At 39.9% G+C, this 22179-nt stretch carries 20 protein-coding genes; 12 read left to right on the top strand and 8 right to left on the bottom strand.

Annotated elements, in window-relative coordinates; genetic code table 11:
* Positions 1–8: 8 nt before the first annotated feature.
* Complete coding sequence (locus L0951_RS12555; RefSeq protein ID WP_234111604.1) at positions 9–1058, top strand: glucokinase; 1050 nt, start codon at positions 9–11, stop codon at positions 1056–1058.
* 122 nt (positions 1059–1180) lie between these two features.
* On the opposite strand, the gene acs is transcribed toward L0951_RS12555, so the two are convergent.
* Positions 1181–3088, bottom strand: a complete 1908-nt coding sequence (gene acs, locus L0951_RS12550; protein WP_234111603.1) for an acetate--CoA ligase — start codon at positions 3086–3088, stop codon at positions 1181–1183.
* A gap of 569 nt (positions 3089–3657) precedes the next feature.
* On the opposite strand from acs, the gene L0951_RS12545 reads away from it, so the two are divergent.
* From L0951_RS12545 to L0951_RS12505, 9 genes are all read left to right on the top strand, one after another.
* Complete coding sequence (locus L0951_RS12545; protein ID WP_234111602.1) at positions 3658–4548, top strand: aspartate carbamoyltransferase catalytic subunit; 891 nt, start codon at positions 3658–3660, stop codon at positions 4546–4548.
* Positions 4549–4701: 153 nt separating this feature from the next.
* Complete coding sequence (locus tag L0951_RS12540; RefSeq protein ID WP_234111601.1) at positions 4702–5784, top strand: carbamoyl phosphate synthase small subunit; 1083 nt, start codon at positions 4702–4704, stop codon at positions 5782–5784.
* 297 nt (positions 5785–6081) lie between these two features.
* Positions 6082–9276: a carbamoyl-phosphate synthase large subunit gene (gene carB / locus L0951_RS12535; RefSeq protein WP_234111600.1), complete on the top strand. Its 3195-nt coding sequence runs from the start codon at positions 6082–6084 to the stop codon at positions 9274–9276.
* 200 nt (positions 9277–9476) lie between these two features.
* A complete protein-coding gene (locus tag L0951_RS12530; protein WP_234111599.1) occupies positions 9477–9884 on the top strand; it encodes a c-type cytochrome in 408 nt (135 codons plus the stop codon).
* Positions 9853–11181, top strand: a complete 1329-nt coding sequence (locus L0951_RS12525; RefSeq protein WP_234111598.1) for a cbb3-type cytochrome c oxidase subunit I — start codon at positions 9853–9855, stop codon at positions 11179–11181. The genes L0951_RS12530 and L0951_RS12525 overlap by 32 nt, the downstream gene beginning before the upstream one ends.
* Before the next feature lie 146 nt (positions 11182–11327).
* Entirely contained in the window at positions 11328–12077 is a 750-nt protein-coding gene (locus L0951_RS12520) for a DEAD/DEAH box helicase (protein ID WP_234111597.1), read from the top strand.
* Positions 12078–12130: 53 nt separating this feature from the next.
* Positions 12131–12568, top strand: coding sequence for a cold shock domain-containing protein (locus L0951_RS12515; RefSeq protein WP_234111596.1), 438 nt, complete (start codon positions 12131–12133; stop codon positions 12566–12568).
* 119 nt (positions 12569–12687) lie between these two features.
* Positions 12688–13287 carry a DUF2911 domain-containing protein gene (locus L0951_RS12510; protein ID WP_234111595.1) on the top strand — a complete coding sequence of 200 codons (600 nt, stop codon included), beginning with the start codon at positions 12688–12690 and terminating at the stop codon, positions 13285–13287.
* Positions 13288–13637: 350 nt separating this feature from the next.
* Positions 13638–14294: a response regulator transcription factor gene (locus tag L0951_RS12505; RefSeq protein ID WP_234111594.1), complete on the top strand. Its 657-nt coding sequence runs from the start codon at positions 13638–13640 to the stop codon at positions 14292–14294.
* 122 nt (positions 14295–14416) lie between these two features.
* Here L0951_RS12505 and L0951_RS12500 read toward each other — a convergent pair whose 3' ends face one another.
* The 6 genes from L0951_RS12500 to L0951_RS12475 form a co-directional block, all read right to left on the bottom strand.
* Positions 14417–15928, bottom strand: a complete 1512-nt coding sequence (locus L0951_RS12500; protein ID WP_234111593.1) for a carboxypeptidase-like regulatory domain-containing protein — start codon at positions 15926–15928, stop codon at positions 14417–14419.
* Positions 15929–15931: 3 nt separating this feature from the next.
* Complete coding sequence (locus tag L0951_RS12495; protein WP_234111592.1) at positions 15932–17320, bottom strand: CsgG/HfaB family protein; 1389 nt, start codon at positions 17318–17320, stop codon at positions 15932–15934.
* A 12-nt stretch (positions 17321–17332) separates the two neighbouring features.
* Positions 17333–17728 carry a curli production assembly/transport component CsgF gene (locus L0951_RS12490; protein ID WP_234111591.1) on the bottom strand — a complete coding sequence of 132 codons (396 nt, stop codon included), beginning with the start codon at positions 17726–17728 and terminating at the stop codon, positions 17333–17335.
* A 15-nt stretch (positions 17729–17743) separates the two neighbouring features.
* The gene (gene csgH, locus L0951_RS12485; protein ID WP_234111590.1) at positions 17744–18481 is read right to left on the bottom strand and encodes a curli-like amyloid fiber formation chaperone CsgH; all 738 of its coding nucleotides are present in this window, start codon (positions 18479–18481) and stop codon (positions 17744–17746) included.
* Positions 18482–18495: 14 nt separating this feature from the next.
* Positions 18496–18903 carry a hypothetical protein gene (locus tag L0951_RS12480; RefSeq protein WP_234111589.1) on the bottom strand — a complete coding sequence of 136 codons (408 nt, stop codon included), beginning with the start codon at positions 18901–18903 and terminating at the stop codon, positions 18496–18498.
* 77 nt (positions 18904–18980) lie between these two features.
* Positions 18981–19880 (bottom strand): hypothetical protein, encoded by a 900-nt coding sequence (locus tag L0951_RS12475; protein WP_234111588.1) that lies wholly within the window; start codon positions 19878–19880, stop codon positions 18981–18983.
* 317 nt (positions 19881–20197) lie between these two features.
* On the opposite strand from L0951_RS12475, the gene L0951_RS13750 reads away from it, so the two are divergent.
* Together L0951_RS13750 and L0951_RS12460 are read left to right on the top strand one after the other, a co-directional pair.
* Complete coding sequence (locus L0951_RS13750; protein WP_317207204.1) at positions 20198–21241, top strand: methylated-DNA--[protein]-cysteine S-methyltransferase; 1044 nt, start codon at positions 20198–20200, stop codon at positions 21239–21241.
* Between the two features lie 106 nt (positions 21242–21347).
* A complete protein-coding gene (locus L0951_RS12460) occupies positions 21348–21893 on the top strand; it encodes a GNAT family N-acetyltransferase (protein WP_234111587.1) in 546 nt (181 codons plus the stop codon).
* A gap of 48 nt (positions 21894–21941) precedes the next feature.
* On the opposite strand, the gene L0951_RS12455 is transcribed toward L0951_RS12460, so the two are convergent.
* Complete coding sequence (locus L0951_RS12455) at positions 21942–22103, bottom strand: hypothetical protein (protein ID WP_234111586.1); 162 nt, start codon at positions 22101–22103, stop codon at positions 21942–21944.
* Positions 22104–22179 lie beyond the last annotated feature (76 nt).

Genomic DNA, 22179 nt, shown 5'->3' with positions numbered 1-22179 from the left:
TTAGAAGCATGAAAAACACGCATCAATTCAAACTATATCTCCCTGGAATTTCAGCTGAAAAAAATGTGGATTGCTCCATTATTTCGGCAGATCTGCGCCAAGATAAGACTTTGGTTGGCTTATATAAAGCAGAAAGCGGTAAAGTAGTCTTGAAGGAAGAAAGTGAATATGAAACTTCCGTTTTTGGGTCGTTTTCTGATTTGGTCAACAAGTTTATTTCTGATCACAATATTAAGGAATTTTGCAGGATTTCGGCGGCGGTACCTGGACCGGTAATGGGCGGCAAAAGTGCTCCGCAAAGACTTCCGTGGAAATTGGATGCCGAAGATATCAAGAATGCGACCAACGCTGATAAAGTATCCCTGATCAATGATTTGGAAGCTTCTGCGTTTGGGTTAGGAAATGTGCATGATCAAGATGTGGACTCTATTTACGAGTCAGGAAATTACATTCCGGGGAACGTGGCTATTCTCGCTCCAGGAGCGGGATTAGGTGAAGCGGGACTTTTTTGGGATGGCGACAGTTTAAGACCGTTTGCAACGGAAGGTGGCCACTGCGAATTTTCCCCAAGAACAGCTGATGAAGTAGAATTTTACCAGTTTTTGAATAAGATTTACGGCATCGTGAGCTGGGAATCGGTGCTTTCGACTTCCGGATTATTCAATATCTATCGTTTTATCCGGGATATTAAGAGGCAAAAGCAGCCGGATTGGCTTACTGAAGAAATCGAAGCCGGAAACTTTACCCAAGCCATTATCAATGGTGCGAGAGAGAAAAAAGACCGAATCTGCACGATGACGATTGATACCTTCATGAATTTCTTGGCAAGAGAGGCAAACAGTTTAGTATTAAAACTGAAAGCAACAGGCGGATTGATTTTAACCGGCGAGCTCCCCAATTTGATGGAAGAATTCCTAAACCGCAAGCAATTCTACAAAAACTTCATTGTGAGTGACAAAATGGAATCGGTCTTAAAAGATATTCCGATTTATTTGGTGAAGAATGATAAATCAATTTTGAATGGGGCTGCTCTATATGCAGCATTTTCAGAAGAATAAATATTTTAGCATAAAAAAAAATCAGAACCGATCGAATTTGGTTCTGTTTTTTTTTTGACCATGCTGAACAAAAAACCTCACGTTTCCGCGAGGTTTTTAATTGGTAATTTTCGAAACTTTGCTTAAATTTTTTCATTTTTGATTTCCTCCACCACTTCAGGGTTTTGCAAAGTTGTGATATCCCCGAAACTGTTGAAGTCCCCCTCGGCTATTTTCCTGAGGATCCGTCTCATGATTTTTCCGGAGCGTGTTTTCGGCAGTGCGTTCACAAATTGGATTTTATCCAGTTTCGCGATAGGACCAATCGTATCCGTAATCAACAGATTGATTTCCTTTCTCAGGTTTTCTTTATCTCTGCTTTCGCCAGTATCCTTAAGCATTACAAATCCGTATAAGGCACTTCCTTTAATTTCGTGCGGATAACCCACAATAGCGGATTCTGCCACCGCCGGATGTTGGTTGATGCTGTCTTCAATTGGTGCCGTTCCCAGATTATGGCCCGAAACGATGATCACGTCATCAACTCTTCCTGTTATTCGATAATAACCAACTTCATCTCTCAAAGCGCCGTCTCCAGTGAAATATTTTCCCGGGAATGCGGTGAAATAGGTTTCCTTATATCTTTGGTGGTCTTTCCATATGGTTCTGGCAATTCCCGGCCACGGAAAACGGATGCATAGATTTCCATCCACTTGATTTCCAGTGATCTCATTCCGTTTTTCATCCATCAAAACAGGTTGGATTCCCGGAAGTGGAAGAGTGGCGTAGGTAGGTTTTGTGGGAGTGACGAAAGGAATCGGGGAAATCATGATTCCGCCAGTTTCAGTTTGCCACCAAGTGTCAACAATCGGGCATTTTTTCTTACCTACATGGTCATTGTACCAATGCCATGCTTCATCATTGATGGGTTCACCCACAGAACCAATCACCCGTAAGCTGGAGAGATCATGTTTTTCTACCCAATCTGTGGATTCTTTGGCGAGTGCCCGAATTGCCGTAGGTGCGGTGTAAAACTGGGTGACCTTATGTTTTTCTATCACTTCCCAAAATCTATCCGGTTCCGGGTAAGTGGGTACTCCCTCGAACATTACGGTTGTGGCGCCGTTTGCAAGGGGTCCATACAGAATATACGAATGTCCAGTAATCCATCCGATATCTGCGGTACACCAGTAAATATCGTTTTCCTTATAATTAAAGATATTCTTAAAGGTGTACGCGGTGAAAACCATATATCCTGCTGTGGTGTGCACCATTCCTTTAGGTTTTCCGGTAGAACCTGAGGTATAAAGGATAAACAGCGGATCTTCTGCGTCCATGATCACCGAAACAAAATCAGAAGATGCTTTTTCATAGAGCGGTTCGAGCCAGATATCCCTGCCTTCCTTCATTTTCACTTGGCCGCCAGTTCTTTTGACGACCAGAACTTTTTCCACGGTCGGGCATTTTTCTACTGCTTTGTCGATAATTCCCTTCAGATCAATTGCCTTATTTCCCCGGAAACTTCCGTCGGAACAGATAATCATTTTCGCCTCGAAATCATTTACCCGCGAAGCAACTGCCGTATCTGAAAAACCTGCGAAGATCACCGAATGGATTGCTCCCAATCTGGCACAAGCCAACATGGAAACTGCCAATTCTGGAATCATCGGCAAGTAAATGCAAACCCGGTCACCTTTCTGGATTCCCATATCTCTAAGCACGTTTGCCATTTTGCAAACTCTTTCATGCAGATCTTTGTAGGAGATATATTGCGCTTTTTCTTTGGGATCATTGGGTTCAAAGATGATGGCGGTTTTGTCACCTCGAACACTCAAGTGACGGTCCAGACAGTTCTTTGTAATATTCAGTTTGGCATTTTTAAACCATTTTATTTCGGCTTTTTCCATGTCATATTCCACCACTTTGCTCCACCTTTGGTACCACACGAAACCTTCGTCAGCAATTTTGTCCCAGAATTTTTTCGGGTTCTTAATAGACTTTTTGTACTGTTTAAAATAATCCGGCAAATCGTCGATATACAGGTTCTTCATAATATTTTTATTTTAAAGTTTAAAGATAATAATTAGCTCTTCGATAGAAGACATTCTTAAATATAAATTTCCCAAAATTGACAGGTTTTGATCTTTTCTTTTATTTCTTTCACCATCGCTTTGTCGTCAGTTGTCACTGGAATCTAAAATTCCTTTGCATCCAACATCTTTTGGATTAATTTTCCAAAAAAAAATTTTATCGGACGGTTTCTGGGAAGCTGATTGACGGTTATGGCATTTTCGGTGCTGCTGCGCCACTTTTCTTCGGAACCAAATTTACGATTTCTTGCCCGATTTTTTTTGCGTTCATCTTCTTATCATTTGTTTTTAGGGTATTTTATTTCAGATCAATTTTCTAAATTAGTTTTAAAGAGGATCATGCAATTTACGCCTCGTAAAATTTACCCACTATTTTTCTTTTCAGAAAAAATTTTTATATTTGCAGCTAATGAAGAGATATTTTCCATTAGACGATTTACAACATGGCGGTTGCGCCGAGTTTATACAATATTTATTTTTATTAACGAAGTCTTTTTGGCTTCGTTTTTTTTATCTAAAAAACTAAAATTATGCTTAGGACAGCCGATTTATCCGTAGAAAAAATCAACAAGTTGTTGATGGAGGCCAATGAATTTTCAAAAGGGAAAATTGCGAAAGCTACAAAAGAAATCTATGTTTCCAACCTTTTCTTTGAAGACAGCACACGAACCAAGACGAGTTTTGATGTGGCCGAACGAAAATTAGGTTTAAAGGTGGTGCCTTTTGACATCAACCATTCGTCGGTGAACAAAGGTGAGTCGCTTTATGACACTGTGAAAACGCTGAAAAGCCTGGGAATCAGTTTGGCGGTGATTCGACACCAGAAGGAAAAATTCTACGATGAACTTTCAGCAATTGATATTTCTATTATCAATGGCGGTGATGGCACAGGAAACCATCCGTCTCAGAACATGTTGGATCTGATGACGATTCAGCAGGAATTCGGAGAGTTTGAAGGTTTGAAAGTGGGAATTGTGGGTGATGTGAAACACAGCAGAGTCGCCAATTCCAACGCCGATGTCTTAAGGAAACTGGGAGCAAAAGTTTATTTCTCAGGACCTGAAAAATGGTTTGATGAAGGGACGATCATTAATGGAACGTACCAATCCATTGATGATCTAGTGAAAGAAGTGGATGTATTGATGCTGCTTCGGATTCAGCATGAAAGACACGACGAAAAAATGAGAATTTCCCTGGAAAATTACCACAAAAAATTCGGCATCACGAAAGAGCGCGAAAAAATGATGAAAGATAATGCAATCATCATGCATCCTGCACCGGTAAACAGGGGTGTTGAAATTGATGCTGATTTGGTGGAAGGCAATCGCTCCAGAATTTTCAAACAAATGGAAAATGGCGTCTTCGCAAGGATGGCTATTTTGAAGAATGCCTTGGAGAAAAGAGGCTTCGAGTTTGAGTAATTGGAAATGAAAGCTTACAGAAGCATGTTGATTGGAAAAGTAAATTAACCTGTCACACTTTGACTGAAATAATCTGAAATAAATTAAAATCCCAGCAGTGCGCTCCACGCTCTGCAGACAAGCAGAATTGGAGCGGATAAGGGAACGTAAAAAATGAAAAAGAAATTAATATTAGAATCTGGCGAAGTGTTTCACGGAGAAGGTTTCGGTGCAAATCTGGAAACCCAAGGTGAGGTAGTATTCAATACCGGGATGACCGGTTATCAGGAATTGATTTCCGACCCGTCTTACAGCGGACAGCTGGTTTGCATGACTTATCCATTGATCGGGAATTACGGAATCAACAGAGACGATTACGAAAGCATGGAACCGGCAATGAAAGGTCTGATTGTGAAAGAATTGTGTGAATTTCCATCCAATTTCCGGAGCCAGATGACGATTGATGAACTGTTCAAGAAAAAAGGGCTCTCGGGAATCCAGGGAATAGATACCCGGAAACTGACCAGAATCATCAGAAACAAAGGCGTTGTAAGAGGAAAAATAGTGGATTCGGAGTTCAATGAACAACAGGCGGTTGCCGAACTGAAATCTTTTATAGTTCCGTCAAATCAAGTGGAAAGCGTTTCTACAAAAACTGCTTATGCAGCTCCAGGAAGAGGTTTCAAAGTGGTATTGGTTGATTTTGGATCAAAATTGGGAATCATCCGCGAACTTTCGCAGAGAGATTGCGACATTACTGTGGTTTCCCAAGACACCACCGCTGATGAAATCCTCATGATCAATCCAGACGGAGTAATGCTTTCTAATGGTCCCGGTGACCCAAAAGACGTGAAAGGTGCCCAGGAAATGATCAAAGGTTTGCTCGGAAAAGTTCCCATTTTCGGAATATGTCTCGGCCATCAACTGATCGGTCTGGCTTGTGGCGCGAAGACTTTCAAACTGAAATTTGGCCACCGTGGTGGAAACCATCCCGTTTTAGACCTTGCTAAAAACCGCATAGAAATCACGGCGCAAAATCACGGGTACGCCATCGATTCTGAAAGTTTGGAATATACCGATTTGGAAGAAACACATATCGCGCTGAATGATAGAACTAACGAAGGTTTCAAACACAAAATTCATCCTTGTTTCTCGGTGCAATACCACCCGGAAGCAAGTCCTGGTCCTGAAGATTCCAATTATTTGTTTGATGAATTTATCGAGATGATGAAGGATTTTAAGAATCAAAGAATGTAGCAATTGGCAATTTGACATTGCATTAAATGCAGACTTGAGTTGACTACAAATTGCAGATTAACGAATTACTTGAAAATCGCAATATTTTTAGAATCCTTGCAGATGGTTGGTTTCAATAAATTTATAAAATAAAGATAATCAACATGTTGTGTATTGAGTGTCTGAAAATTTCGGATAACTGAAAATAGATACAAACCGTATCTGGACCGTTTTCGTCAAAGAAAAAAAATTGGCTTTCGCCCAACCATAAATAAATCTAAACGCTATCCGCCAAAAGACGATAGTGAAAAACAAAAAATGAAAAGAACAGATATTAAAACAATTCTCGTAATCGGTTCTGGCCCAATCATCATCGGTCAAGCTGCAGAGTTTGATTATGCAGGAACTCAGGCGTGTCTCGCCCTGAAAGAAGAAGGTTACCGTGTAATCCTCATCAATTCTAATCCGGCAACGATCATGACGGATGTGGAAATCGCGGACAAAGTTTATATTGAGCCGATTTCGCTTCAGTTTGTAAGCCACATCATCCGCAAAGAGAGACCGGATGCTCTTTTGCCGACACTTGGCGGACAAACAGGACTCAACATGGCTGTAGAACTTGAAAAATCCGGAGTTTTAGCGGAATGTAAAGTTGAGGTTTTGGGAACTAAACTTTCCGCCATCAATAAAGCGGAAGACCGGGACCTTTTCCGTGAATTGATGAAGGAACTAAACGAACCCGTACCGGATAGCGAAATCGTGCACACCACTGAAGAGGCGATTGCTTTTGCTGAAGAAATTGGTTATCCTGTAATTGTTCGTCCTGCTTTTACGATGGGCGGAACCGGCGGTGGAATCGCAGACAATGAAGCCCAGCTGCAAGAAATCACAGATTTGGGCTTAAAATATTCACCGGTTCGGCAATGTCTCATTGAAAAATCTATCGCCGGCTACAAGGAAATTGAGTACGAGGTGATGCGTGACAAAAACGATAATGCGATAGTTGTCTGCAATATGGAAAACATCGACCCGGTTGGAATCCACACCGGAGATTCCATTGTGGTGGCACCTTCGCAAACGCTTTCTGATCGTGAATATCAATTGCTGAGAAACGCATCTTTAAAAATAATCAGAGCATTAGGAATTGAAGGCGGCTGTAATGTTCAGCTTGCTCTGGATCCACATTCCTTTAACTATTATGTGATCGAGGTTAATCCGCGGGTTTCGCGCTCATCGGCTTTGGCGAGTAAAGCTACCGGTTATCCGATTGCTAAAATTGCGGCGAAAATTGCAGTCGGATTGACTTTAGATGAAATCATGAATCCAGTTACTGGAAAGACTTATGCATGTTTCGAACCGGCTCTGGATTATGTGGTGACCAAATTTCCACGCTTCCCATTCGATAAGTTTGAAACTGCCGATAGAAGGCTTTCTACGCAGATGAAGGCGACCGGCGAAGTGATGGCCATCGGAAGAAATTTTGAGGAAAGTCTGCAAAAAGCTATCCGTTCCCTGGAAACCGGTTTAATGCATATCGGTTTAAAATCTAAACAGGCAGAAGCACTAACTGACGAAGAAATCGAGAGAAGAATCAAAATCTGTGACGACGAAAGATTGTTCATCATCGGCGATGCATTGAGAAGAGGCTACGACTGGGAGAAAATAGTGGAGTGGAGCCAGATTGACAAATTCTTTATCTATAAAATCAAGAAACTGATTGATTTCGAGAAAACCCTGTCAAGCCTACAAACCTTGACAAGGTTGGAGCAGGTAGCGCTGGTAAAAAAAGCCAAAAGACTTGGTTTCTCTGATTTGAGCATCGCCGTTTTGTGGAATATTACTCAAGATGAAGTTTTCCAATTCAGAAAAGAAAACGGAATCATGCCTGTTTACAAAATGGTTGATACCTGCGCCGCAGAATTTGAAAGCGAAACGCCCTATTTCTACGGAACTTATGAGGATGAGAACGAAAGTGTTCCTTCCGATAAAGAAAAAATCATTGTCCTTGGTTCTGGTCCAATTCGGATTGGACAGGGTGTGGAATTCGATTATGCCACGGTGCACTCAGTTTGGGCAATCAAGCAGATGGGTTATGAGGCGATCATCATCAACAATAATCCGGAGACCGTTTCCACTGATTTCTCGATTTCAGACAAGCTGTATTTTGAGCCCTTAACTGAAGAAGATGTGATGAACGTCATCGAACTTGAAAAACCAAAAGGAGTGGTGGTGCAGTTTGGCGGACAAACCGCGATCAACCTTGCCGATAAATTGGCGAAACACGGCGTGCAAATTTTGGGAACCACTCTGGAAGATTTGGATAGAGCCGAAGACAGAAACAAATTTGAATCTGCTCTGCGCGAACTGGAAATCCCACAACCGCTCGGTAAAACATGTTTCACAAAAGAGGAAGCCCACAAAATTGCTCAGGAAATCGGTTTCCCTGTTTTGGTCCGTCCGAGTTACGTTTTGGGAGGAAGAGCCATGGAGATTGTGTATGACGAGAATGAACTCGACCATTACATGACCAATGCGGTGAAAGAAGATTCCGGACATCCGATTCTCATCGACCGATATTTGACCGGAAAAGAAGTGGAAGTGGACGCGATTTCCGATGGTGAAACCGTGATAATTCCTGGAATTATGGAACATATCGAAAGAGCGGGAGTTCACTCCGGAGATTCAATCGCGGTTTATCCACCACAAAATATCACGCCGAAACAGATTGAAACTTTGGTTGATTATACCCAAAGATTAGCAAAAGGTCTGAATATCATCGGTTTAATGAATATTCAATATGTTCTTTATGAAGGCGATGTTTATGTGATTGAGGTAAATCCGCGTTCATCGAGAACGGTTCCTTTCCTTTCAAAAATAACAGATGTTCCAATGGCGAATTTAGCTACGAAAGCAATTCTCGGACAAAAATTGAAAGATTTAGGATATGAAAATGGATTGGTTCCTGAAAAAGAAGGAATTTATGTGAAAGTTCCGGTTTTCTCTTTCTCAAAATTAACGAGAGTTGATGTTTCGCTCGGTCCAGAAATGAAATCGACGGGTGAAGTGATGGGGAAAGATTCAACATTAGAAAAAGCATTGTATAAAGGAATGATTGGAGCCGGACGAAAAGTTCCGTTGCACGGCGCGATTCTTTTCACAGTTGCTGATAAACACAAAGCCGAAGCATGCGAACTCGCAAGAAGATTTCAAGAAATTGGTTTTGGAATTTGGGCAACAGAAGGAACTGCGAAGTATTTTGAAGAACGCGGGGTGAAAACCAAAATCGGTTACAAAATCGGTGAAGATGATGTCAATCTGATCGACCTCATCCAAAAGGGAAAGGTTCAATACGTAGTAAACTCCACCACCAAAGGAAAACAATCCGAAAGGGATGGTTTCCAAATCAGAAGAACTTCTGTGGAAAATGGTGTTCCTTGTTTGACTTCGATGGACACGGTGGAAGCGATTTTGAAAGTGATTGAGAGTATGAGTTTTAAGATGGAAAGTATGTAAACTTTGTTTCGCTAAACAATTCAAAAACCTCATAATCAATTGATAGATGAGGTTTTTTTTATGAAAAACTTTAAATAAATGATGTACTGTTCGTATAGTGGTAGTAATCTTGATATTTTCTGATGGATACCATAATAATTATTCAGATAAATTTGTCCTGAAATATAATTCTTCATAGATTTGCTCAATAAAAGTTATTGATGAAAGATTATCACAAGATATTGGTTTTTGCATTTCTGACGATCCTGTTTTTTATTTATACCTTTTCGCTATATGCTATGAATGCAGACTTTTCTTCAATTGGAGGAGATTCTGCCGACCGCGGAAAACGGATCTGGCAGGAGAAAAACTGCACCGGCTGTCATCAAATCTATGGTCTCGGCGGATTTTTAGGGCCAGATCTCACCAATACTTATTCCGAAAGAGGAAACGCATATATCAAAGCATTCTTAAAATCTGGAACCAAAACGATGCCCGATTTTAAGTTGACCAGTCATGAAATCGAAGATTTAACAGAATATTTGAAAAGTATCGACCAATCGGGAATCGGAAGACCCAGCCAATTAAAAATTAATTATGATGGAACTATTGCACAACCTGAAAAATAACCCTGCGAGCAAATTTTTCTTTTTCGGATTGTTTTTGCTGGCACTCGCACTTTTTTTTGGAGTGGCAGGTGCGCTTCAATATCTGATTCCCGGTTTGTTTAAAGAGGATTTGTCTTTCGAAAAAGTTCGTCCGCTCCACGTCACAGCAGCGGTATTTTGGATTATTTCCTCGGCAATTGGCGCAGTTTACCATTTTATGGCGGAAAGAAATGAAAAGCCGATTTTCTCCAAGACCTTGTTGAATATTCAATTTTATCTTTTGTCCAGCTCGGTCACTTTGATCCTGATCACTTATCTTTTTGGAATTTTCGGCGGAAGGGAATATTGGGAATTTCATCCTTTACTAGCGATTCCGATTGGATTGAGTTGGGTTTTATTTATCATCAATGTCTTCAAATCGATTGGTTCGTTCAAAAAGCTCCCTGTATACATTTGGATGTGGATGACCGGTGCCACTTTTTTCCTTTTCACTTTTGTTGAATCCTATCTTTGGCTGATCCCATTTTTCCGTTCAAATATTGTTTCAGACATGACCATTCAGTGGAAATCTTACGGATCCATGGTGGGTTGCTGGAATCAGTTGATATATGGAAGCGGTATTTATTTGATGGATAAAATCAGCGGAAACCAAAAATACAGTTATTCCAGAATCGGTTTTTTGCTCTATTTTCTAGGACTTTTCAATTTGATGTTTAATTGGAGCCATCACATTTATACGCTGCCTACTGCGAAATTTATCCAGTACATCGGCTATGGAGTGAGCATGACGGAACTTATTATTTTGGGTAGAATCATCTGGTTGTGGCGTTCATCTTTAACAACGGCGAAAAAGAACTATCACCTTTATTCCTACCGATTTTTGCTTTCGGCCGATATTTGGATTCTTTTGACTTTGGCGTTAGCGATCGCCATGTCGGTTCCTGCGATCAATGTGTACACCCACGGAACGCATATCACTGTTGCACATACTATGGGTGCCACGATCGGAATCAATTCATTGTTATTGCTATCCTTTATTTTTGATGTTTTTAAAATCAAAGAAAAAATCTCCGCAGAGAGGTTTACCTTCGCTTTTTTTACGCTGAATATCAGTTTGTTCATTTTTTGGGTGGCGCTTTTGGTTGCCGGTGTTTTGAAGGCTGATTGGCAGATGCATCATCCGGAAATTTTATTCGCAGACATGATGCTGGAATTAAGGCCGGCTTTCTTCGTGTTTTTTATTGCGGGTACCGGTGTCGCGATCGGTTTTTATATGATCATATACAAAATTGTCAAACATTACAGGATTCTGAAATAGTTATTTTTTTAAATCTAAATAATTAAAATAGCGGATTGTCATTCGAGTTAGAAATCTTGGTACTTAAATATTTATTCGTGAAATTAGGTTTTCACGATTTTTTTTTGTACCTTATCCGAACTTGTAAAACCTGAAAAATACTGTGTATGGAACCAATGAATTTTAAGAGTCTGAATGTGATCAATCCAATTATAAGGGCATCAACTGAGGCAGGTTTTGGACGGCCAACCGAGATCCAACAAAAAGTGATTCCCGAAATCATCTTAAATAAAGACGTATTCTGCAAAACGAAAAATGACGAAAAAAAAGTGGCATCCTTCGTTATACCCATCATTCAGATGATGAAGAAAAATATGGTGGATCACCGCAATATCCGTGTGCTCATTGTTTCTGCTACCAATGAAGAAGTAGCGAAGGTGGATCATTATTTCGAGATGTTAAGCGAATATCTTCCGATTTCAAAGTGCGCTGTTTTAGATGGTGAGCTTACCGGATCCCAAATTTACCAGCTCCGAAAAGGACCGGATATCTTGATGGCAACTCCCGAAAGACTTTACAATCTGATTTTGCAGGGACATTGTGATTTTTCAAAAATCGAAACAGTGGTCATCGAAAATGTCTCTGGACTTGGCGAATTGGATTTATTGGGGGAAACTTCAAACATCCTGCAAAAACTTCCGCCCAAAGCGCAGTCGGTTTTCTTTACAGAACATCTTTCAAAATCAGTAAAGGTATTTGCGGGAAAATTCCTAAAAACCCCTTGTGAAATAAATATTCCGGAAGAATTTTCGGTGAAGGAGAAGTCGAGTTTGCCGTTTCTCTATATTAAAGACCATTCCGATATGATTTCCGAACACCGCACCAATGCCGGTAAAGGAAGGAGATTCGCTTTCTAATTCGGAATTAAATGCGATAACAATTTTATTAACCTTTAAATATAATTATAAATATGTCTGAAACTTTTATAAAAAAAGAATTCAAAAAAAAGAAATTACAAAAACAGCAGGAAAAAGAAAAAAGGAGAGAAGAACGAAAGCTAAACAATGACAAAGGAAAAAATTTCAAAGAAATGTTCATGTATGTCGATGAATTTGGAAGATTAGTAGAAACTCCACCCACAGAAGATGACCATGTGAATGTGGAACTCTCTGAAATACAGTTGGGTGCGGCGCCATTGGTAGCAGAAAACCCGGTGAAATCTGGAACAGTCTCGTTCGTCAATTTCGAGAAGGAATATGGATTTATCAATCATCCGAAAACGGGGGAAAATCTTTTTTTCCACTTTAGCAATTGCGCACATCCTGTAAAAATGGGCAATAAAGTGTCCTTTGAAAAGGTAAGGTCTCCGAAAGGTTTTGCTGCGGTGAATGTGCAAATGGTGAAATAAGAGTTTACTTGCCAGATTTAATTCGGAAATCATTTTAAAATGGGGGTTTTTTGATCATGCCTTTTTTCATTTTGTATGAGATGAAATAAGATTCATTATCTTTATCAAAAATAAATCTTATGAAAAAACTCATTATTACCGCATTTTTTTTGGTTGCTGCATCGGCATATTCGCAATGGAACCTTCCAGCTGCAAGTCCACGGCAAACTGTGGAACAGCAATTTTCAATGTCTAAAATCAGTGTTGATTATGGAAGACCGGGTGTGAATGGAAGGAAAATCTTTGGCGAACTGGTTCCTTACGGCAAGGTTTGGCGAGCGGGAGCAAATTCCTCCACAAAAATAACATTTGGGCAATCAATGGATTTTGATGGAAAAATGGTTCCAGCGGGAACTTACGGACTGTTCATCATTCCACAGGAAAAGGAATGGAAAGTTATCCTGAATAAAGATTCCCAACAGTGGGGAGCTTATGAATACGATGAAAAAAAGAATGTGCTGGACGTGACGGTCCCCGTTCAGAAATTGTCTGAAAAGCAGGAATATTTAGAAATCGCGCTGCAACCTGTGGACGAGAATTCAATAAATCTGGTCCTCAAATGGGATTTCACACAGGTCGTGGTTCCGCTGAAAACCGGAAAACCAGAGACGGTCTCCAAAATCGTGGATAAGTTAAAGGAAATTAAGCAGATCGAAAAAGATGCAGCTGCAAAAAAATAGTATAAAGTGAACTTCGGTTCACTTTTTTGTCTGTGGCAGCTTTGCGTCTGAGCTTAAAATATTCTAACGGATAAAATAAATGATTTGTTGCATTTTGTTAATTTCCTCATCGCTGTCGAACAATTGTTCCAACTCTGGTTTCGTGACTAAAACGATTTGCGAAAAATTAATAATCAATGTTAGGGGAAAACTCACTATTTAACTGGAGGTCTGCCTCAGTTATTCCATCATAAAAAGCAGCGCCACCTGGTCTATTAAAATTTTAAAGGTAGAATTAAAAATGGGTTAAATCACTTTATGTCATTTTTCAAATTCTACCTAACTTCGAATGTCCTAACAAATGATTTACCATGAAAAAAGAAATTCTACTTTATGACAGTCATGTCATTTTTCTGCAAGCACTGAAATACTTTCTTGAAAGGAATGGATTTCACCAGAAATACGATTTTTCCATTACCACGAAGTTCGAAGAAATGGGAGTGCTGATTTCTGATCGCACAACGCTCTTGATAATGAATATTCTGGGAGTAGGTTTGTGTGAAACCTTTAGTTTCGTTGAAAATGTACTAAAGAATTTTGTCAAGCTAAAAATTATTCTTTTGACAACTTCGGCAGAGCTGAAAATTGTCAAGAGATTTTTTGACAAAGGCGTCAAAGGTTTATTGACTAATGAGACCAACAGCGATGAATTTCTGGGAGGAATCCGGAAAGTTCTTGAAGGGCAAACTTATATCAATAAAGTTGCTAAAGAGGCTCTCTTTGGGTTTATCTGCAACAAAGAAAATGTTTTTGACCGAAAATGTTATGGCAGTGAAGATTTAACCGAACGAGAAAAAGTAGTTCTTACCTTGATTTGCGATGGGTACCGAACGAAAGACATTGCAGACAAGCTTTTTATAAGTACGCATACTGTAGAATCGCACCGCAGAAATATCATGCTGAAACTCAATGTAAATAACAGTTCCAAACTCGTAAAACTAGCATTGGAAAATAATCTGGTAAAATAATCCGTCATTTTTAAAAGTAACTTGGCAAAGAAAACTGCTTTAACATCGTGTGAAAGCAGTTTTTTTGGTAAAAAAGGAAGTCAGATTACATGACTGATTCATAAAACGTTACTTACGAAACATCATTTCCAATCCGGCATTTCTCCGTCGCTGAATAATTGGATTCGCGGATATTCAGTATTGGTATTATCGAACGTGAGCTTTACAATATTTTTCTGCGAAATACCGTCATTGGAGGTGTTCATGAAGATTACCTCTGCATTGTTTGGGGAAAAGCGCGGATCCAAATCATTTGTACCGATGGGTTTCTTGCTGATCTGGGAAAGATCTGTTGCAATATTGGTAGTAAGGTCATATAGAAAAATTCTAGAGTCTAACTGCCGGTGGTTTTCATTTTCGTATCCTGAAACATCTCTTGTGAACAGTAGTTTATCACCGGTAATGGAGAAGTTCAATCCTCCTGCCGCGCCACTTTGATTTTCAAGAATAGTTTTCAGGACATTTCCAAGCGGGTCAATGATGAATATCCTGGCATTATATCCATTAATATCATTGGTCTTCAAGGCGATTTTGCTGCCATCGCTGCTCCAGTCGCACTTCGTGATGAAACTCCCGTCAGTAGTGGTGTAAATTAGGGTTAATCCTGTACCATCCTTATTAATTCTGTACAATTTATTAAATACCGGATAAATTATTTCACTGCCGGTAGAATTCCAACTGAAATCCAGTTCTGAAGGATTACTTCCGGAAACGGGTTGGGAGAATGTCACTTGTTTTACATCAGAACCGTCCCTTTTAGAAGTGAAAATGTGCGTGGATCCTGAAACAGTCTGTAAATATGCCACCAAACCTGCATCGTTCTGAAGACGTGGTCTCCAGCTGTTTACACCGATTGACGTTAAAGGAAAATCCTGCCCCGCTTCATTGCTGGACATAATGTATGAATTTGATCCTGATTTTCTGACATAATGAAAGCGGTTGTTTGGAATAGCGGTTACTTTAAATTGCTGAACCGCACTGAAAACCTCCGGATTCACGGTGTCGTTTGCTGCAACTTGCCAAAAGTAACTTACACCAAATTTCAGATTTTCAAGAACGTAGTATTTTGTTTTGATATTCGCTTTCTCAAAAATAGTGCTATTCAAGCTATTCTTGACAATTACTCTGAAATTTAGTTTTAGGGAATCTGCCGGGTCTGGATCTGCACAGCTCCAGGTCAATGTGACTGATGTGGGTTGGTTTTCTGAATTATCGGCAGGTGTTAGTAGCTGTGGGATTGAAGGTGGCGAATTTAGCGAGTTGTCGTCAGAAAGTTCAAAAACAATACTCACTGTATTTTCGGTCTTTAAATTTACTCCCAGAAAAGTTGCTAAATATCCAGTTAGTTCGGCTTTTACGGAATAGTCGCCCAAAGGTATGTTTTCTAATTTGAAGGTTCCGTCTGTTGCAGAAAAAACAGTTTCCGTTGTAGGGGCTGTATAGATTTTCACATTTGCAAGTGGAGTGTTTGTTCCTTTTTTTACTACTTTGCCTGTGATGGTTGCAGTGGTTACTTTCCCCACGAGATCCTCGCTGCACGAAATGGAAAAAATGGATAAAAGAAATAGTAGTGCGGTAATATATAAAGTTTTCATCTTTTAGTTTTTTGAGTTTACTTTTCTTGGTTGATTGAGGTAATAATTAATGCCAACTCCGATGTGAAGTGCTTGGTCATTTCTTTTTCCGTTCACAAAGTTGTCCCAATTGTCGTCGACTCCCATATCGTACTGCGCGTTCAACCTCAGGGAAAAATTTTTCCCCGTCAGGTATTCTAGTCCTCCGCCAAACTGGTACTTAAACAAACTCTTGTCTTTATACATCATTCCAAACCCGATGAATGCATATGGTGACACTGTGAATTTTGGGAGCATCAAGTACTCCAGGTTTAAGTCGTTGAACATAAAGCTATTACTCACAATATCTTTATTTTCAAGTTTCTCGAAACCTGCATTTAATTCTGCATTCAGATGGTCCGTGAAAAAATATTTGAAACCGATTTTTCCACCTATGTTCATTTTTGAATCTGTGTAATCTCCCTTGATCAAGTCACCATTAATCATCGCTAATATGGAAGTACGAGATCGTTGTTTATCATTGAATTTGTTTCCGACAAGCTGAAACTCATTTTTTTCTTGTTCCGCATGATATTTTGAAAGAAGATTCTTTACCTCTTTCTCATGGATTTTTTCAATTCTAAACGTTCCATCTTCCACACACTCCAGAATCAAGGTATATACTGCTTTTTCTATGGCTTGAGTGACTGCTAAGCTTACCGGCTCGTTTTGCGTGAATCCTAATTCTGCTTCCATAATTCTGTCGGTATCAATATATCTGAAGAAGCTTCCATTCACTGTTGTGGAAAGGATGTTCTTGGATGTGTAAACTGTTTTCATGATTTCACCTGTCATACTAGAAACGATTCTCAGGTAAACTGTCACACGATCTTGGCGGTATTGTGTGCCACCTCCGATTCCAAAATATCTTGCCCCAATTCCACCAGTCATAATATTCGTATCATACGAAATGATCCCACCTTCCAGGAGAATTCCTGCGTACAGCAATGGTGGTAATTGGTCGCTAATGATGGTTTTGCCGTCTTTGGCCACTTCATATTCCTTTCTTGTAGATCGGATGATTTGTCTTTCGTTTAAGAGGTTGCCGATATTTTCCCTTTCAATTGGGCGGAACCATTTGCTGTCTTCCAAAGCCTTAAGCAAAATAGATGTGGTTCCTTGTGGAATGGCGGTGCTCCAATTGCTGCCGTTTTCCGCCATCTTATACTGACCGGTTTGGTCTCTGAATTTGTAAACTCCAATCACTATTTTTTCATCTGGAGCGGGAAGCTCTTTGAGTTGCCTTGTATAAGGCGTCATTTCTCCTAATGTTGATTTATCGCCTTCTGCAGGAAGATTCATCATCGTTCCACAACTTTCCATTATCCCTAAAATGATTAGGGGTAATAATTTTACCGTTAATAAACTTTTCATGATATTAATTCTTTAGTTCGGTATTATTATTTCTGACTGCTCACCCGTGGAAGTGTTTAAGATTCTTATGACTAACCCTTTGTCGGTTTCTGACACCTGGATATACATCGAGCCGAAACTGTAGTTTCCCGGCTTGAGTTTTCCGTCTCCAAATTGATCTCCGAATAATTTTTGGGACAATTGACTCAGTAACTGTCGGTTAAGGCTTTCAGTAAAGCTGTCCAGAGAACTCAGTTGATTATAGTTTGTTCCGGTGCCCTTATATGGATTTTGGGCAACTGCTGAGCTTAATAACCACTGATAATTAAATGTGTCGCCACCAAATGCCGGGTTCACAGGCTTATAGACGAATTGCTGGCCGAAAATAGTGCCAGTGCCAAAACATAATAGTATAATAATGGTTCTCATTTTTTTTTAATTTTTTTAATATATAAATCCTTTATCCGAAACCTGATTTTGCTGGTTGTACTCCAGCAGACTAGCCAAGGTTTCATTTGCGGCGTCACTTAAATATTCGTCATCAGGTTTCGCTATAAATGATGAAATGTTTTCGTCATTTGCAAAAACTTGGAGCTGGGTATTTTTTCCGGTTGTTGGGACTTCTGCGATTTTAATTCTGAAGGGAAACTGTAGGCCGTTCAGCATCATCAGAGCATAAAGTTTAGTATAAAATTCATCACCGATCCGGGATTTGGTATCGTTGATGACCACATTGCTCAAGATCATATTTTCCTCGTTGGTAGTTTTTTCATAAGAAGCGGCGTTCTTGATGTTTTTTGCATTCATCTCGAGACTGTCCTTTGCAACTACTTTCTGGGATTTTTCATCCTTGATGAACAAATAAACCTTTAAACCCTCGTTCTTGCCCATATTTAAACTAATTCTTGAAAGTGTTTTGGTCTCCTTGGGAGACAGTGTGAACTTGTTTTGTTGCTGTGAGGACGACATATTGTTTGCCTTATCTTTTTTTACTGCAAGAAAAATATAGTTTAGCGATTGATGCACGCTGCCGAGGTTTTGTGCGACAGCCTTCAGCTCAAGTACACCTTCGATATTTTCCGTTTCGATTTTTGCGTTGATTGTTTCAGCTACTTGCCCACGGGCAAAAGCATAAGGGATAAAGAACAGTAAAAAACCGAGAAGTAATTTTATGTTTCTCATGGTGTCTCTTGCTTTTAATAATGTCTTACGAAGATCATCTTGTCATTCGTTTTCAGATTAATTTGAAGCTCCTTTGAGTTGCTATTGTTTCCGGTGATATCTATGTAATTATTATTACCTTCAATGTTGACTTTCTGATTATTCTCCAACTGTGGATTAGTATTGGTAAGGAGGGTGGTATTGAAGTCACCCGTTTGGCGGATAACCAGATCACTTTTCTTACTGTTGTCATAAACTTTTGCTCTATTACTATTTCCGATCTGCAGCACAGTGGTCACAGAACCTTCTGACACTTCGGGTCTGCTCGTTTGCTGATCCAAATTATTTAGAATATTACTGCTGTTAATCTCATTAAAAGTAAGAGTCTGCCCGAAAAATAGGTAACTGTACAAAAGCAGTAGCGCAAAGATTAATTTTCTCATGATCGTATTTTCTGGGAAAAAGGGAGAAACTCATTAGGTTTCTCCCAGGGTTGAATTAATATCAGATGACTAGTTTATTAACAACCGCCTCCTGAATTTGGACCACATTTTGGATCTGGTAATGCAGGTGCATTACAGCAAGTTCCGCCATTTGAATTTCCAGTTTCCTGAAAAATGTCTTGTGAGTTACTGTTTCCGATTTGAATTCCAAGATGGTCATGCATGTTACCAACTTGTTTCACTACAATGTCATTAAGGCATCCGTCTTGAAGATCAATTGCTAGGTTTTTGTTTCCCATTTGTGTTTCACTGATGGAGTTTTTGTCACCAATCTGCGTGGCAATCGCCTTGTTTTCGTTGCCAACTTGCTTTTGGATGATTTTGTCGTCATAACCAGTTTGGGTTCCGGTGGCACTGTTGTCATTGCCACTTTGATTTTGGTCAATCGAGTTCCTCATACCATTTTGCCATGCAGTGGCATGGTTGCCGTCCCCATTTTGGACTTGATCCACTTTGTTGTCTTTTCCATACTGTTTTGCAGTAGCCTCGTTGTCGTCTCCCTTCTGATTTTGATAGATGTAGTTTCGATCTCCACACTGTAAAGCATACACCGAATTGTCGTCTCCCTTCTGTTTTTGAATCACTTTGTTGAATTCACCATACTGTTTGGTAGTCGCCTTATTTTGATCTCCTTTCTGCCAGGTATCATTAGAATTTTTTTTGCCACTTTGGTAAACCGTTTCCTTGTTTTTGTCTCCGATACTTTCTGTGGAGTTTACATTCATTTGACCAAACTGTGAAACTTCGGCCTTGTTCTTGTATCCCATCTGTAGTATTCCGTTGGAATTTTCCTTGCCATGTTGGTCAACATTTGCACTGTTGGAATTGCCGTATTGAGATGTTACATCATGGTTGTCTTGTGCGAAACCGATTGTAACTGACATAAGCACGAACGCACTTGCTAATAATTTTTTCATGATTAAAAAATTTTACTGATTAATTGTGGAACAAATGTATGGCGATCTGCAAGGCAGCAAATCACTTGAAATACCTAATTTGAAAAAATCAGTGGAAACCATTAGACGAATGTGAAAAACACCTTTTGATGAATTCAAGTCTGAACCAGGAAATGGAATCAATCATAGGGTCAGTTTAGACCGAACTTCAAATTATCATTCCGGAATGTTTTTCTGTTCCAATTGAGCGAGGTCAGAAACGTAAAATACTTGTCAATTTTTCGGTTGAATTACAATGCATTTAAAACTAAATTTGCATCACACTTTACTCATTAACAATGAACCTTTCTCCCCAAATCATGTATGATGCTTCATTCAACAAAAACCCAGATTTTGAGGGTGTCTTTTGGATGGGCGTGAAAACGACCGGAATTTTTTGCCGGCCAACCTGTACCGCAAGAAAACCCAGGTTTGAAAACGTGGAATTCTTCACCAATACCAAAGACGCCATTCTGAAAGGTTATCGCCCATGCAAAGTCTGCAAACCGCTTGAAAATCCTGGTGAAACACCCAAAGAGATTCAGAGTTTGCTGGATGAATTTTCGGAGGATCCTTCGTTGAAAATAAAAGATTTCGACCTCGTGAAAAGGGGTTTGGAACCGGCAACCGTGCGCAGGTGGTTTCAGAAAAATCACGGAATGACTTTCCATGCGTTTCAAAGGATGTTTAAACTGAATTCGGCTTTCAAGAAATTACAGCAGGGTGAAAATGTGATTGATGCCGCTTTTGAAAGTGGTTACGAAAGTTTGAGCGGTTTTGGTGAAAGTTTTAAAAATATCTTCGGAGTCTCTCCAAAAAATTCGAAAGCAGAAAAAATCGTGGATTTAAAAAGAATTGAAACGCCGCTTGGAACCATGATTGCCTGTGCTGATGAAAACGGAATCTGCATGCTGGAGTTTTCAGACCGGAAAGCACTTCCCACGGAATTGAAAGAAATTTCAAAACATTTCAACGCCAATATTGTGCAGGGAGAAAATCGCCATTTCAAGACTTTGGAAGTGGAGCTTGCAGAATATTTTGAAGGGAAACGCCAAGATTTCACAGTTCCGCTTTCTCCCGTGGGAACTGATTTTCAGAAAAAAGTCTGGGAAGTCTTAAGAAAAATCCCTTATGGAACCACGCGAAGTTATCAGGAACAGGCCAAAATTCTGGGTAATCCGAAAGCGGTTCGTGCGGTTGCGAATGCAAACGGTCTGAATAAAATCTCCATCATCATTCCCTGTCACCGCGTCATCGGAAGCGACGGAAAACTGACCGGTTACGGCGGCGGAATCTGGAGAAAACAGAAATTGCTCGAACTGGAACAAGCGATTTTGTTTTAAGATCAATAGAAAAAGACCTCCGGAAAAGAGGATTCATTTGTTGCCATTAGGCAGTTGCGCCTCATCAAATCAGCGTATTTTTTCTTTATCTTTGAAAAAAAGATCCATGAAGAATTTTCTCCAACCCACCTTAGAAAACGAAATCGTAAAATTGCTCCCACTTCAGGAAAATGATTTCGGGAGGCTGTATGAAGTGGCGTCTGACCCCAAAATCTGGGAAATGCATCCCAACAAAAACCGTTTCGAAAGAGAAATTTTCCGGAATTTCTTTGAAGGCGCGATGATTTCCGGTGGTGCGTTTTTGATCATCGACCAAGAAAGCGGTGAAGTCGCCGGAAGCACCCGGTTTTATGATTTTGACCGAGATGAAAATTCAATTTATATTGGTTATACTTTTTACGGAACCAAATTCTGGGGTTCCAAACTCAATCCAAAAGTAAAAAAGCTGATGCTGGATTATATTTTTCAGTTTGTCGATTTGGTGAAATTCCATGTGGGCGCAACAAATTGGCGCTCCAGAACAGCTATGGAAAGGTTGGGTGCTGAAAATAAGGGAGAAATATCAGTGGCGTACCACGGCGAACCGAATCGTGAAAATGTGGAGTATTGGATCAGGAAACGGGACTGGATGATGAAACAGCAGCTGCATTGAAATTGGTGCCATGATGGATTTGGTGAAAGGTGCAACGGTTCAGTAAAATTATTTTCCGGTGCAATCCTGAAACATTTCTGCCCCAAAATAGAAGATGAACAGCCAGGCAATTCCTTTCAGAGTAAAAAATATCAAACCACCTATTCCCATGCGTTTGAACCACTTTTTCCATCTCGGATCCTGATTGTTTTCGGGCTGCAAATTTTTCATTTCTAAAACTTTTCTCAAAGGTAGAACTTTTTCCACTCAAAGTTCCTGCCGATAAACTCTTTTTGCAAAATTGCAT

This window comes from Chryseobacterium sp. R2A-55, from assembly GCF_021401085.1.
GTDB lineage: Bacteria > Bacteroidota > Bacteroidia > Flavobacteriales > Weeksellaceae > Kaistella.
This window is presented reverse-complemented; position numbering and strand designations above follow the sequence as displayed.

Coding starts and splice junctions, on each gene's coding strand:
- L0951_RS12555 (WP_234111604.1), top strand. CDS start 9: ATGAAAAACACGCATCAATTCAAACTATATCTCCCTGGAATTTCAGCT.
- acs (WP_234111603.1), bottom strand. CDS start 3,088: ATGAAGAACCTGTATATCGACGATTTGCCGGATTATTTTAAACAGTAC.
- L0951_RS12545 (WP_234111602.1), top strand. CDS start 3,658: ATGCTTAGGACAGCCGATTTATCCGTAGAAAAAATCAACAAGTTGTTG.
- L0951_RS12540 (WP_234111601.1), top strand. CDS start 4,702: ATGAAAAAGAAATTAATATTAGAATCTGGCGAAGTGTTTCACGGAGAA.
- carB (WP_234111600.1), top strand. CDS start 6,082: ATGAAAAGAACAGATATTAAAACAATTCTCGTAATCGGTTCTGGCCCA.
- L0951_RS12530 (WP_234111599.1), top strand. CDS start 9,477: ATGAAAGATTATCACAAGATATTGGTTTTTGCATTTCTGACGATCCTG.
- L0951_RS12525 (WP_234111598.1), top strand. CDS start 9,853: ATGATGGAACTATTGCACAACCTGAAAAATAACCCTGCGAGCAAATTT.
- L0951_RS12520 (WP_234111597.1), top strand. CDS start 11,328: ATGGAACCAATGAATTTTAAGAGTCTGAATGTGATCAATCCAATTATA.
- L0951_RS12515 (WP_234111596.1), top strand. CDS start 12,131: ATGTCTGAAACTTTTATAAAAAAAGAATTCAAAAAAAAGAAATTACAA.
- L0951_RS12510 (WP_234111595.1), top strand. CDS start 12,688: ATGAAAAAACTCATTATTACCGCATTTTTTTTGGTTGCTGCATCGGCA.
- L0951_RS12505 (WP_234111594.1), top strand. CDS start 13,638: ATGAAAAAAGAAATTCTACTTTATGACAGTCATGTCATTTTTCTGCAA.
- L0951_RS12500 (WP_234111593.1), bottom strand. CDS start 15,928: ATGAAAACTTTATATATTACCGCACTACTATTTCTTTTATCCATTTTT.
- L0951_RS12495 (WP_234111592.1), bottom strand. CDS start 17,320: ATGAAAAGTTTATTAACGGTAAAATTATTACCCCTAATCATTTTAGGG.
- L0951_RS12490 (WP_234111591.1), bottom strand. CDS start 17,728: ATGAGAACCATTATTATACTATTATGTTTTGGCACTGGCACTATTTTC.
- csgH (WP_234111590.1), bottom strand. CDS start 18,481: ATGAGAAACATAAAATTACTTCTCGGTTTTTTACTGTTCTTTATCCCT.
- L0951_RS12480 (WP_234111589.1), bottom strand. CDS start 18,903: ATGAGAAAATTAATCTTTGCGCTACTGCTTTTGTACAGTTACCTATTT.
- L0951_RS12475 (WP_234111588.1), bottom strand. CDS start 19,880: ATGAAAAAATTATTAGCAAGTGCGTTCGTGCTTATGTCAGTTACAATC.
- L0951_RS13750 (WP_317207204.1), top strand. CDS start 20,198: ATGAACCTTTCTCCCCAAATCATGTATGATGCTTCATTCAACAAAAAC.
- L0951_RS12460 (WP_234111587.1), top strand. CDS start 21,348: ATGAAGAATTTTCTCCAACCCACCTTAGAAAACGAAATCGTAAAATTG.
- L0951_RS12455 (WP_234111586.1), bottom strand. CDS start 22,103: ATGAAAAATTTGCAGCCCGAAAACAATCAGGATCCGAGATGGAAAAAG.